14 protein-coding genes are annotated in these 11,993 nt (G+C 72.0%); 9 read left to right on the top strand and 5 right to left on the bottom strand.

Annotation, left to right across the window (positions count from 1 at the left end; translation table 11 throughout):
* The first annotated feature begins 35 nt into the window (after window positions 1-35).
* The 3 genes from H958_RS0114440 to H958_RS0114450 are packed head-to-tail and all read left to right on the top strand — an operon-like array spanning window position 36 to window position 2,739.
* Entirely contained in the window at window positions 36-1,280 is a 1,245-nt protein-coding gene (locus tag H958_RS0114440; protein ID WP_037410136.1) for a sensor histidine kinase, read from the top strand.
* Window positions 1,268-1,921 (top strand): response regulator, encoded by a 654-nt coding sequence (locus H958_RS0114445; RefSeq protein ID WP_028059196.1) that lies wholly within the window; start codon window positions 1,268-1,270, stop codon window positions 1,919-1,921. Before H958_RS0114440 ends, H958_RS0114445 begins: the two co-directional genes overlap by 13 nt.
* Window positions 1,918-2,739: a DUF4097 family beta strand repeat-containing protein gene (locus tag H958_RS0114450; RefSeq protein WP_028059197.1), complete on the top strand. Its 822-nt coding sequence runs from the start codon at window positions 1,918-1,920 to the stop codon at window positions 2,737-2,739. Before H958_RS0114445 ends, H958_RS0114450 begins: the two co-directional genes overlap by 4 nt.
* A gap of 21 nt (window positions 2,740-2,760) precedes the next feature.
* Here H958_RS0114450 and pspAB read toward each other — a convergent pair whose 3' ends face one another.
* Window positions 2,761-3,333 (bottom strand): PspA-associated protein PspAB, encoded by a 573-nt coding sequence (gene pspAB, locus H958_RS0114455; RefSeq protein WP_028059198.1) that lies wholly within the window; start codon window positions 3,331-3,333, stop codon window positions 2,761-2,763.
* Between the two features lie 11 nt (window positions 3,334-3,344).
* The gene (htpX, locus tag H958_RS0114460) at window positions 3,345-4,244 is read right to left on the bottom strand and encodes a zinc metalloprotease HtpX (protein ID WP_028059199.1); all 900 of its coding nucleotides are present in this window, start codon (window positions 4,242-4,244) and stop codon (window positions 3,345-3,347) included.
* 151 nt (window positions 4,245-4,395) lie between these two features.
* On the opposite strand from htpX, the gene H958_RS43375 reads away from it, so the two are divergent.
* The 5 genes from H958_RS43375 to thrB are packed head-to-tail and all read left to right on the top strand — an operon-like array spanning window position 4,396 to window position 9,935.
* Entirely contained in the window at window positions 4,396-5,601 is a 1,206-nt protein-coding gene (locus H958_RS43375; RefSeq protein WP_028059200.1) for a murein hydrolase activator EnvC family protein, read from the top strand.
* 27 nt (window positions 5,602-5,628) lie between these two features.
* Complete coding sequence (lysA, locus tag H958_RS0114470) at window positions 5,629-6,870, top strand: diaminopimelate decarboxylase (protein ID WP_028059201.1); 1,242 nt, start codon at window positions 5,629-5,631, stop codon at window positions 6,868-6,870.
* Window positions 6,854-8,077 carry a homoserine dehydrogenase gene (locus H958_RS0114475; protein WP_028059202.1) on the top strand — a complete coding sequence of 408 codons (1,224 nt, stop codon included), beginning with the start codon at window positions 6,854-6,856 and terminating at the stop codon, window positions 8,075-8,077. The genes lysA and H958_RS0114475 overlap by 17 nt, the downstream gene beginning before the upstream one ends.
* A gap of 6 nt (window positions 8,078-8,083) precedes the next feature.
* A complete protein-coding gene (gene thrC / locus H958_RS0114480) occupies window positions 8,084-9,091 on the top strand; it encodes a threonine synthase (protein ID WP_028059203.1) in 1,008 nt (335 codons plus the stop codon).
* A 16-nt stretch (window positions 9,092-9,107) separates the two neighbouring features.
* Window positions 9,108-9,935, top strand: coding sequence for a homoserine kinase (gene thrB / locus H958_RS0114485; RefSeq protein WP_231379250.1), 828 nt, complete (start codon window positions 9,108-9,110; stop codon window positions 9,933-9,935).
* Here the strand turns inward: thrB and H958_RS37340 are convergent.
* Genes H958_RS37340 through H958_RS43380 form a run of 3 tightly spaced genes read right to left on the bottom strand, consistent with a single transcriptional unit; the run spans window position 9,922 to window position 11,590 of the window.
* Window positions 9,922-10,287, bottom strand: coding sequence for a response regulator (locus tag H958_RS37340; RefSeq protein ID WP_037410139.1), 366 nt, complete (start codon window positions 10,285-10,287; stop codon window positions 9,922-9,924). The two genes, thrB and H958_RS37340, sit on opposite strands and share 14 nt — an antisense overlap.
* A 13-nt stretch (window positions 10,288-10,300) precedes the next feature.
* Complete coding sequence (locus H958_RS0114495; RefSeq protein WP_028059205.1) at window positions 10,301-11,089, bottom strand: ParA family protein; 789 nt, start codon at window positions 11,087-11,089, stop codon at window positions 10,301-10,303.
* 27 nt (window positions 11,090-11,116) lie between these two features.
* Window positions 11,117-11,590, bottom strand: a complete 474-nt coding sequence (locus H958_RS43380; RefSeq protein WP_051324252.1) for an FHA domain-containing protein — start codon at window positions 11,588-11,590, stop codon at window positions 11,117-11,119.
* Between the two features lie 201 nt (window positions 11,591-11,791).
* Here H958_RS43380 and H958_RS47540 point away from each other — a divergent pair, with 201 nt between their 5' ends.
* Window positions 11,792-11,977: a hypothetical protein gene (locus H958_RS47540; RefSeq protein ID WP_028059206.1), complete on the top strand. Its 186-nt coding sequence runs from the start codon at window positions 11,792-11,794 to the stop codon at window positions 11,975-11,977.
* The last annotated feature ends 16 nt before the right edge of the window (window positions 11,978-11,993 follow it).

An 11,993-nucleotide genomic window follows, 5' to 3' on the forward strand; every position in this document is an offset into this window, starting at 1 on the left:
CGCCGGGGCATCCCGGCGGGCTTACCGTTTCCGGCGTGGTCAGCACGGTTCCAGCTCGCACCTTCGCCTCCGAGGCGTGGACGGCGACCGCGTACGTCGCGCTCAGCGGCGCGCTCGGCACCGTCTCCTTCCTCGTCGCGCTGATCGGCGTGTGCGTCGGCACGCCGCTGCTGATCGTCGCGCTCGCCGGCCTGCCGATCCTGTGGTTCGTGTTCGCGTTCGACCACACCCTGGCCAAGCTCGAGCGCAACCGCGCCGCCTCGATGCTCGGCGTCGACTTCCCCGTCCGCCGCTTCCCCGGGACGGGCTCCCCGCCGCGCCGGATGCTCAACTGGATGGGCTCGCGCGGCTGCTGGCTGGAGCTCACCTACGCGCTCGTCGCGCTGCCGCTGCTCGGCTGGCTCGGCGGCTTCCTCACCTTCTGCGCCTGGGGCGGCGGCCTCGCGTTCATCAGCTTCCCGGCCTGGGGCTGGGCCGCCGCGGGCGCGGGCAGCCTGCTCGGCGCAGACGTCGGCTTCGCCGCCTCGGCGGTGATCCACGTCGTCACCGGCGTCGCGCTGCTGTGCGCGGCGCCCTGGGTCTCGCGAGGCGTGGCGGCCGTGCAGTTCGCGATGGCGCGGCTGCTGCTGGAGCCGAGCGACCGCGAGCGGTTGACCGCCCGCGTGGACACGCTCGAGCAGACCCGCGCGGGCATGGTCGCCGCCGCCGACGCCGAGCGCCGGCGGATCGAGCGCGACCTGCACGACGGCGCGCAGCAGCGGCTCGTCGCGCTGGCGATGACGCTCGGGCGCGCGAAGGCGGCCGAGGATCCCGACTCGGCGCGCGAGCTGCTCGACGAGGCCCACCGCGAGTCCAAGGAGGCGCTGGTGGAGCTGCGCAACCTCGCGCGCGGCATCCATCCCGCCGTGCTGACCGACCGCGGGCTCGACGCCGCGGTGTCCGCGCTCGCCGCGCGCTGCTCCGTGCCGGTGGCGGTGGACGTCGACCTGCCGAGTCGCGCGGCGCCCACGGTCGAGGCGATCGCCTACTTCGTCGTCGCCGAGGCGCTGACCAACGTCGCCAAGCACTCGCACGCGACGCGCGCGCGGCTGGAGGTCAAGATCCTCGGCGAGGAGCTGTCGGTCGAGGTGTGCGACAACGGCCGCGGCGGCGCGGACGCCGACGGCGCCGGCCTGCGCGGCCTGCGCGACCGCGTGCGCGCCGTAGACGGCATCCTGATGGTCGTGAGCCCTCCAGGCGAGGGGACGACCCTGCGAGTGGAGCTGCCATGCGAGCCGTGATCGCCGAAGACGCCGTGCTGCTGCGCGAGGGGCTGACGCGCCTGTTGCGCGAGGGCGGCTTCGACGTCGTCGACGCCGTCGACAACCCCGAAGGGCTCCTGCGCGCGGTCGAGCGGCACAAGCCCGACATCTGCGTGATCGACGTGCGGATGCCGCCGACCTTCAACGACGAGGGCGTCCGCGCCGCGCTCGTGATCCGCCGCCAGTGGCCGGAGGTGAACCTGCTGATGCTGTCCCAGTACGTGGAGGAGCGCTATGCGGTCGACCTGCTGGCCGGCGACAGCCGCGGCATCGGCTACCTGCTCAAGGACCGAGTGGCGGACGTCGGCGACTTCCTCGACACGCTGCGGCGCGTGGCGGCCGGCGGCGCGGCGCTCGACCCCGAGGTCGTCTCGCAGCTGCTCGTGCGCTCCGGCCGCCAGGACCCGCTCGAGCAGCTCTCCCCGCGCGAGCGCGAGGTGCTGGAGCTGATGGCCGAGGGCCGTACGAACAACTCGATCGCCGGCGCGCTGGTGGTGACCGAGGGCGCCGTCGAGAAGCACGTGACGAGCATCTTCGGCAAGCTCGGGCTCCCGCCCGCCGACCAGGCGCACCGCCGCGTGCTCGCCGTCCTGCGCTTCCTCGAGGCGGCCGCGCGATGAAGACGGCCTCGCCGCTCTGGCTCGCGGGTGGCGGCCTGCTCGCCGCGTGCCTGACGCTGTGGGCCGGCATCAGCCTCGTGGGCTGGACGGTCGGCGCGGTCGAGCACGACGAGCACCACGTGCTGCGCGGCGCCGTCAGCGAGGTGCGGGTCGACGGGGCGTTCAGCGACGTGCGGCTCGTGCCGGCCACCGGCCGCGACGTCATCGTCGACAGCCACGCCGAGGGCTCGCTGTGGCTTCCGCGGATGCAGACGCGCATCGACGGCGGCCACGTGACCGTGAGCGGCTCCTGCGGCATCGTGGTCTTCGGACACTGCAGCGCGAGCTTCGTCGTGCGCGTGCCGAAGGGCACGCCGGTGAGCGTCAGCGGCGGGGCGGGCGACGTGCACGTGAGCGACCTCGACGGCCCGGTCGACGTGAAGGTCGCCTCGGGCGACATCGAGCTCGCGGACGTCTCGGGCGACGTGTCGGCGAAGCTCTCCTCCGGCGACATCACCGCCCGTGGACTCGGCAGCCGCGCAGAGCTGGAGACCACCTCGGGCGACATCGACGCGCTCGAGCTCTCCTCGGACGTCGTGAACGCACGCGCCGCCAGCGGTGACGTCACCGTCGACCTGATCGCCGCGCCCAAGCGCGTGAACGCGGCATCCTCGTCCGGCGACGTCGCGATCGCCGTGCCGCGCGGTAGCGAGGACTACGACACGCAGGTCGCGACGTCCTCCGGCGACCGCCGGCTCGGCGTGCGCAGCAACCCCGACGCCGGCCGCAGCCTGACCGCGGTCACCAGTTCCGGCGACGCCTCCATCCGCTACCGCTGAACCTGAATCCCTCTGAGGGATTCAGATCGGGGCGCCCCAGAGGGGGAACCAGCGCTCGAGCTCGGCCTCGACCGGGAGATCGGCGCCGATCTGGGCCTTCAGCCGCAGCTCGCGCTCGTTGTCGCGCGACTGCGGGCCGCCCGCCGGCGCGAACGGGTAGAACGCGCCGCGCTTGAAGTTGTAGATCCAGTACACGCGCCGCCCGCGCTCATCGCGGAACGAGAACACGGCGGCGAGCAGCCGTTCGCCGTAGCCGCCGCCCTGGATCTCGGTCGAGACCGCGTTGATCCCGACGACGAGGTCCTCCATGTCCGGATCCGAGAGGACCATCCAGCGGTAGCCGAACTCGTCGTCACGCGCCTGGATCGTCGTCCCGGTCTCCTCGCCGGTCCCCTTGAGGACATCCTCCATGTCCTTGACGATGCCCTCGAAGTCGGCCGTGGCGAGCGGCTGGAAGACGATCGCGGCCTCTCCGGAGGTCTTCAGGCCCATGCCCGACTGCATCGACTCGTACGCCGTGGACATGGCAAACAGCCGGTCCATGGCCGGCTGCTTGATCTCGCGCTTGCCGCGGAGGATGTCGAACAGGCCCATGGGCCTTAAGGCTACGCGGTGCCCTGCAGCTGCGCCTCGAGGCGCGCGAGGCGCTCGATCCGCTTCTCCAGCGGCGGGTGCGTCGCGAACAGGTTGCCGACCGCCTTGCCGGCTCCCGCCGGGAAGATGAAGAACGCCTGCAGCTCCGACGCCGAGCGCAGGTCCTGCTGCGGGATCCGGTGCATGCCGCTGGAGATCTTGTTCAGCGCGCTCGCGAGCGCGCTCGGCCGCCCGGTGATCAGCGCCGCGCCGCGGTCGGCCGAGAACTCGCGGTAGCGCGACAGCGCCTGCATCAGGAAGAACGAGACGACGTAGACCGCGAGCGAGACGAGCAGCAGCACCATGAAGCTGGGGCCGTCGTCGTCGTCGGACTGCGACGTGCCGCCGAAGAAGAAGCCGAACTGCACGATGTAGGCCGCGATCGTCGCGAAGAAGCCGGCGAGCGTCATCACCATCACGTCGCGGTTCGCGACGTGCGTGAGCTCGTGCGCCATCACGCCCTCGAGCTCGGCGGGGGAGAGCAGATCCATGATGCCCGTCGTCGCGCACACGGTCGCCGACTTCGGCGAGCGGCCGAGCGCGAACGCGTTCGGCATCGAGGTGTTGGCGACGGCGACCTTCGGCTTCGGCAGATCGGCCTGCACGCACAGGCGCTCGATCATCGCGTGCAGCTGCGGCGCCTCCTGCGGGGACACGACGCGCGCGCCCATCGCGGCCAGCGCCAGCTTGTCGGAGGCGAACAGGTTCAGCGCGGCGAGCCCGCCGGCGATGATCGCCACCATGATCCCGCTCGCCCCGACGGCGAGCAGCACGACGATCAGCACGACGTAGATCGCGCCGAGCAGGAGCAACGTGAACGTCATCCGGACCTGCAGCCCGGTGTCCTTGCCGAAGGAGGGGGGTCTGGGCATCTCATGAAAGATGGTGGCAGACCCGCCGACCGGCTTATCAAGATTTACCCGCTCTGGAAACCCCTGCACGCTGCAGGATTCGGTGCACGCTCCATAACGACAGCCTCAAGCGTGGCCCACCGCGAACGCGCCTCGTAGGATGCCCCGTCGCATGCGCTCGCGCCTGACGCTGCTCCTCCTCGCCGTGGTCGTCCCGGTCGCCCTCTGGGCGGCGCTGCCCGTGGGCTCCTCCGCCGGGCAGACGCCTGGGCAGCTCCAGAGCAAGATCGATCGCAAGCAGTCGCTGATCGGCGGTCATAAGGCGCGCGAGCGCGTGCTGACGACCGATATCGCGGGCTACACCTCCAAGATCCGCACGCTGCAGTCCGACATCACGCGGCTGAGCGCGCGCCAGCAGAAGCTGCAGACGAGCCTGGACGCCAAGCGCGCCGAGCTCGCCAAGGTGCAGGCCGAGCTGAACTCCGAGCGCGCGCGGCTGGCCCGCCTGAAGGCGCGCCTGCTGGTGGTCCGCCGCACGCTCGCGCAGCGGCTCGTCGATCTCTACAAGGCCGACCGGCCGGACGTCGTGACCGTCGTCCTGAACTCCAACGGCTTCGAGGACCTGCTCGAGCGCACCGAGTTCATGCACCGCATCTCCCAGCAGGACTCGCGCATCATGACCGTCGTGCGCGACGCCAAGGCGGAGGCGACCGCGACCGAGGCCCGGCTCAACACGCTCGAGCGCAAGCAGGCGAGCGTCGCGAAGGCGATCGAGACCCAGCGCGACCAGGTGTCGACGGTCCGCGTCAGCCTCGTCGACCGGCGCGACAGCATCCAGAGCGTGCGCTCGCGCAAGACGACGCTGCTGCACTCCTCGCGCGACCGCCGGCACAAGCTCGAGGACGACGTCGAGGTGCTGCACAAGGCGCAGGCGAAGATCCAGGCCAAGCTCGCGAACTTCTCCGGCTCGCTGCCGGCCGGCCCGATCAAGGGCGGCTCCGGCGGGCTGATCTGGCCGGTCAACGGGCCGATCACGTCGCCGTTCTGCGAGTCGCGCGCGTGGGAGAGCTGCCACCCCGGCATCGACATCGGCGTCCCGTCGGGCACGCCGATCCGCGCGGCCGCCGCCGGCAAGGTCGTCCTGATGCAGCCTGAGGCGGCCTCGGGCGGCTACGGCAACTTCACCTGCATCCAGCACACCGCCTCGCTGTCGACCTGTTACGCCCACCAGTCGCGCTTCGGCACGTCGATGGGCGCGCACGTCAGCCAGGGCCAGGTGATCGGCTACTCCGGCTGCACGGGACGCTGCTTCGGGCCCCACCTGCACTTCGAGACGCGCATCAACGGCAGCGTCGTGAACCCGATGAACTACCTGTAGGGCCGCGTCCTCGTAGAGTCCCCGCCCGTGACAACCGCGGTCGGCACTCTCTACCCCGAGCATTCGGCGATCCGCGACGGTCGCCTGAGCATCGGCGGCTGCGACGCGGCCGAGCTCGCGCAGCGCTACGGCACGCCCCTCTACGCCGTCGCCGAGGACGACCTGCGGGCCCGCGCGCGCGAGTTCACGGCGGCGATGCCGGGCGAGGTCGTGTTCGCCTCGAAGGCGTTCCCGTGCACCGCGGTGCTGCGCGTCTTCCACGAGGAAGGCCTGTCGGTCGACGTCGCGTCGGGAGGCGAGCTGGCGCTGGCGCAGCGTGCCGGGTTCGACGGCCCACGCATCATCCTGCACGGCAACGCCAAGTCGGAGGCCGAGCTGCGCGCGGCGACGCGCGCCGGCGCGCGGATCGTGGTCGACAACTTCGACGAGCTGGACAAGCTCGAGCGCATCGAGGCGCCGTGCGAGGTGATGATCCGGGTCACGCCGGGCGTCGTCGCCGACACGCACGCGGCGATCCTCACAGGCCACGCGGGCTCGAAGTTCGGCTTCTCGCTCGCCGACGCGCCGCGCGCGATCGAGCGCCTGCGCGCCTCCGGCTGGGCCGACCTGCGCGGCCTGCACATGCACATCGGCTCGCAGCTGTTCGACCTCGCGCCCTGGCGCGCCGCGGTCGAGGCGATCGCCGGCCTCGGCGACTTCGAGGCCTACGACCTCGGCGGCGGCCTCGCCGTGGCCTACACGCCCGACCGCCGCCCGCCGAGCGTGGCGGAGTACGTCGAGTCGATGGTCGCGACCGCCGACGAGGTCCTCGGGCCCGGCAGGGCGCTCTCGATCGAGCCCGGCCGCGCGCTCACCGCGACCGCCGGCGTGACGCTCTACACCGTCGAGTCGGTCAAGGACGTCCCGCTCAAGGACGGCGACATCCGCTTCGTCGCCGTCGACGGGGGCATGTCGGACAACCTGCGCCCGATGCTCTACGACGCCCCCTACGAAGCGGACCTGATCGACCGCGTCGGCAAGGCCGGCACCCCCTGCACGGTCGTCGGCAAGCACTGCGAGTCCGGCGACGTGCTGATCCGCGAGACCACGCTGCCCGATCCCAAGCCCGGCGAGGTCCTCGTCACGCCGGTGACGGGCGCGTACGTGTACGCCATGGCCAACAACTACAACGGCGTCCCGCGCCCGCCGGTCGTGTTCTGCTCCGGCGGCCGCGCGCGCGAGGTCGTGCGCCGCGAGACCTTCGAGGACCTGTATGGCCGAGACGTTTAGGGTCGGGCTGCTCGGCCACGGCACGGTCGGCGCCGCGTTCGAGACGCTGCTCGGCCAGCGCGCGGACGCGATCGCGGCGGTGACCGGGCTGCGGCCGCAGGTCAGCGGCGTGCTGACCCGCTCCCGCGGCGCCTACGAGGAGATCCTCGACGGCTCGGACCTGATCGTCGAGCTGATCGGCGGCATCGAGCCCGCGCGCGAGTACGTCCTCGGTGCGATGAGCCGCGGCAAGCACGTGGTGACCGCCAACAAGCTGCTGCTCGCGCAGCACGGCGAGGAGCTGTGGCGCAGTGCGCGAGAGCACGGCGTGCAACTGCGCTTCGAAGGCGCGGTGGCCGGCGTCGTCCCCGTCATCCGCGTGCTCCAGGAGACGCTCGCGGCGGCGCACGTCGAGCGCATCCACGGGATCGTCAACGGCACGACCAACTTCATCCTGTCCGAGATGGCGCGCGGCGGCACGTCCTACGCCGAGGCGCTCGCGCGCGCCCAGCAGCTCGGCTACGCCGAGGCCGACCCGACCGACGACGTGACCGGCCGCGACGCCGCGGCCAAGATGGCGATCCTCGCTCGCCTGGCGTTCTCCACGCCGGTCCACCTCGACCAGGTGACCTACGAGGGGATCGAGGAGATCACTGCCGACGACATGGCGTTCGCGCGCGATCTCGGCCTCGGCCTGAAGCTGATCGGCACCGCCGAGCGCGTCGACGGCGGCATCTCGGTGCGCGTGCACCCGGCCTTCCTCTACCCGGGCCATCCGCTCGCGTCGGTCAACGGGCCGTTCAACGCGGTCACCCTCGAGTCCGACGCGATCACCGAGATCACGCTCTCAGGCCCCGGCGCCGGCGGGCCGCAGACCGCGAGCGCGGTGCTCGGCGACGTGATCTCGGCGATGATCCCGCCGGCGATGACGCCGGAGACCACGCACTCGCTGCCGGTCGTCGGCGACGTGAAGTCGGCGTTCTACCTCGCGATGGAGGTCGACGACGAGCCCGGCGTGCTGGCCCAGGTCGCGGAGGTCCTCGGGATGCAGGGCGCGTCGATCAAGTCGGTGGTCCAGAAGGGTCTCGGCGCGCATGCGCGGCTCGTGATGGTCCTGCATCCGCTGCTCGAGTCGCGCCTGTACGCGGCGGTTCAGCTGATCTCGCAGATGGCGTTCGTCCGTTCCCGCCCGCGCGCGATCCGCGTGCTCGACGAGGAGTTCGAGTGAGATGAGATGGGGCTGATCGCCCGCTACCAGGAGCGGCTGCCGTTCGCTCCCGGAGACCCCGTCGTGTCGCTCGAGGAGGGCTCGACGCCGCTCGTGCTGGCCGAGCGCGTGTCCGAGCGCGCCGGCACCGAGGTGTGGCTGAAGCTCGAGGGCGCGAACCCCACCGGCTCCTTCAAGGACCGCGGGATGACGTGCGCGGTCTCGGCGGCGGTGCGCGAGGGGGCCGAGGCGGTGATCTGCGCGTCGACCGGCAACACGGCGGCGAGCGCGGCGGCCTACGCGGCCCGCGCGGGGCTGACCGGCGCCGTGATCGTCCCGGAGGGCAAGATCGCGACCGGCAAGCTCGCCCAGGCGCTGATGCACGGCGCGAAGGTGATCGCGCTGCGCGGCAACTTCGACCAGGCGCTCAAGCTCGTTCGCGAGCTGGCCGAGCGGCATCCGATCGCGCTCGTGAACTCGGTCAACCCGTTCCGGCTGGAGGGGCAGAAGACGGCGGCGTTCGAGGTGCTCGACGCGCTCGGCGAGCTGGACGCGCTGTGCATCCCGGTCGGCAACGCGGGCAACGTGACCGCGTACTGGAAGGGCTTCCGCGAGATGGACTCGCGGCCGCGGCTGTTCGGCTTCCAGGCCGAGGGCTCCGCGCCGCTGGTCCACGGCGCGCCGGTCGAGCACCCGGAGACGATCGCGAGCGCGATCCGGATCGGCAACCCGGCCCGCTGGGAGGAGGCGATGGAGGCGTTCACCGGCTCCCACGGCGGCGTCGCGGCCGTCTCCGATGCGCAGATCCTCGACGCCTACCGCTTCCTGGCCGCCAACGAGGGCGTGTTCTGCGAGCCGGCCAGCGCGGCCAGCGTCGCGGGGCTGCTGGCGCACGGGGCGCGCGACGCCGAGCGCGTCGTGTGCGTGCTCACCGGCCACGGGCTCAAGGATCCGCAGACGGCGCTCTCGCAGGCCGGCGCGGTGGTGCCGTGCGAGCCCGACATCGCCGCCGTGGAGCGCGCAGTACTTGCATAGACGCAGGCTCGTGCGCGTGCCGGCATCCTCGGCGAACCTCGGGCCGGGGTTCGACGTGCTGGCCGCGGCGCTGGACCTGCACATGGAGCTGGAGGTCGTCGAGACGGGGACGTTCGCCGTCCACACCGACCTCGCGATCGCGCGCGACCGCCGCAACCTCGCCGTGCGCGGGTTCGCCGCGCTGCACCCGGTCGACGAGCTCGAGTTCACGATCCGCAGCGACATCCCGCTCTCCGGCGGCCTCGGGACCAGCGCGGCGGCGATCGTCGCCGGGCTCGTCGCGGCCGACTCGATGTTCGAGCTCGGCGCGGACGTGCTCGCCCAGGCGATCGCCATGGAGGGCCATCCGGACAACGTCGCGGCGGCGCTGCTCGGCGGCTTCGTGCTCTGCTGCGAAGGGGCTGTGGAGCGGCTCGATCCCGTGCCGGGCCTGGAGGCGCTGCTCGTCGTTCCCGACCAGCACGTGCGCACCGCGCGGGCCCGGGCCGCGCTGCCGGGGCGGGTGCCGCTGAAGGACGCGGTGTTCAACGTCGCGCACGCCTCGCTGCTGGTGCTCGGGCTTGCGCGCCGGGATCTCGGGCTAATCGCGCGCGGGCTCGCGGACCGGCTGCACCAGCCGCGTCGCGCGCACCTGTATCCACGCTCGTGGGAGCTCGTGCAGCGGGCGCGGGACCTGGGCGCGGTCGGCGCGACGATCTCCGGCGCCGGCCCGACGGTGCTCGTGTGGTGCGACTTCGAGTCCACGGGCGCCGTCGCGGCGCGGCTGCGCGCCGAGGTGGGGGAGTGGGCCGAGGTGCTGCGCGTGCCCTTCACGGGCGCCGGAGCGACCGTCAGCGCCTTCTAGCGACCTCGCGGATCAGCGCGACGAGCGCCGCGTCGTCGTCGCCCTTGGCGAGATAGGCGTCGGCGTGCATGCCGAGCGCGTCGTCGCGCGTCGCCCGCACGTAACCGGAGTAGACGATCACGCGCGCGCCCGGAGCGGCGCCGCGGATCGACTCGAGCAGCGCCTCGTCGCCCGGCCGCCCCATGGTGTCGAGCAGGACGACGTCCGGGCGAGCGCCCGGAAGGGCCGCGACCGCGGCCTCCGCCGTCCGGGCGTCGCCGACGTGCTCGATGTCGGGATGGTCGTCGAGCCAGAACGCCACCAGCCGCGTGAACGCCTCCGAGTCGTCGCAATGGAAGACGCGGATCCGCATGCGGCGCGGCAGTCTACGAGGTGGCCTCGGCCCGCAGGGGCTGGAGCCTGCGGCGCGCGGCGTCCTGCCCGATGCGCGCGAGCACCTCGTCGGCGAGCGCGACGTAGTCGGCCCCGAGGTCGGGCCGGTAGTCGAGAATCGAGGTGGCGCGCTCGGCCGACTCCGCATAGGCGATCGACGAGCGGATCACGCTGTCGAAGACCTTCTCGGCGAACGCCTCCTTGAGCTGCTCGTAGGCGTCGCGCGAGTGGACGGTGCGCATGTCGGCGATGTTCATCACCACGCCGAGGAACTCGAGGCCGGCGTTGTAGTACTCCTTCGCCTGCTCGATCACCTCCAGCGCGCCCTGGACGCCCTGCAGGGCGAAATACTGCGCCTCGGAGGAGATCAGCGCCCAGTCGGCGGCCACGAGGCCGTTGACCGTCAGCAGCCCGAGCGCCGGCGGGCAGTCGATCAGGACGACGTCGTGCTGCCTGCGGGCGTCCCGGAGCGCCTTCTTGAGGACCAGCTCGCGGCCCATCCTGCCCGACATCGCCCGCTCGACCTCCGCCAGGATCGGGGAGGCGGGGACGATGCCGTCGTGCTCGGCGGCCTTGACCTTGGCGTCGCCCGACAGGACATCGGCGATCGTCGGCGCGGCGTCGGCGGGAACGTCGAAGTAGTCGGACAGGTTGCCCTGGGGATCGAGATCGATCGCCAGGACGTCGAGGCCGACGCGCCGGAGCACGTCGGCCAGGGTGCGGACGGTCGTCGTCTTGCCCGTGCCGCCCTTGAGCGACAGCACGGCGATCGTGTCGGCCATCCGGCCGGACGATACCGGCGCGACCGGCTATTCGGCGCTGATGGGGACCCCGTCGCCGGGACCGGATGCGGCGGACGCCGGCTCCGAGACGGTGTCGAGGAAGTACAGGACGTGGCGGCCGATGGTGAGCTCGTCGCCGTCGGCCAGCGGGCTCCATTCGACGCGGCGCCCGTTGACCCGGATGCCGTTCAGCGAGCGGTCATCCAGGACGCGTACACCGCCCGCTTCGCTCGCCAGCAGGGCATGACGGCGCGAGACCGTCGCATCGTCGAAGCGGATGTCGGCGGCGAGCGATCTGCCGATCCGCGTCCATTCGCGCGAGAGCGGGATCACGACTTGGCCCCCGTCCTGCTCGAAGGCGAGGTAGCGGCCCGGCGTCGTAAGCCCGGACCGCGCCTCGGATAGCCACGCAGGAGGCTGCGGTCGCAGCGACGCCGGGTCGCCCGTCTCCAGCCCCGGCAGCGTGCCGGTCTGCGCGTCGATCTCGAAACGTGGGTCCATCAGACAGCTTCCTCCCTGGGTCCGTCGACCCCTCCGCGCGCACAGCATACGGATCGAGCGGTGGAGTCGCGACCCCGATCTGGGTCGCCTATTGCAAAGGCAGGGCGCGGCGCCGCCCCGCCGAATTCCGGCTGCATGCCCGTCCTAACCAAGCCGCGAACCGTTTCTGAGATCAACCTGGTTCGCCCCAGCATGCGGGCATTGCGCAATCGCCGCACGGGATGCCTGCACTGCCACCGGACCCCGCTGATCGGCGAGTTGGTGTTCTACTACGGCGATCGGATGGTATGCGAGCTGTGCCGGCCGCTGCGCCGGGAGCGTCCGAGCCACCAGGAGATCGTCCACTCGGGCGAGCACACGCTGACGGTCAAGCGCCTCCAGCGTTGATCTATGCTGCGCGGGC

Source organism: Candidatus Solirubrobacter pratensis, from assembly GCF_000425945.1.
In the GTDB taxonomy this organism is placed as follows: Bacteria; Actinomycetota; Thermoleophilia; order Solirubrobacterales; family Solirubrobacteraceae; genus Solirubrobacter; species Solirubrobacter pratensis.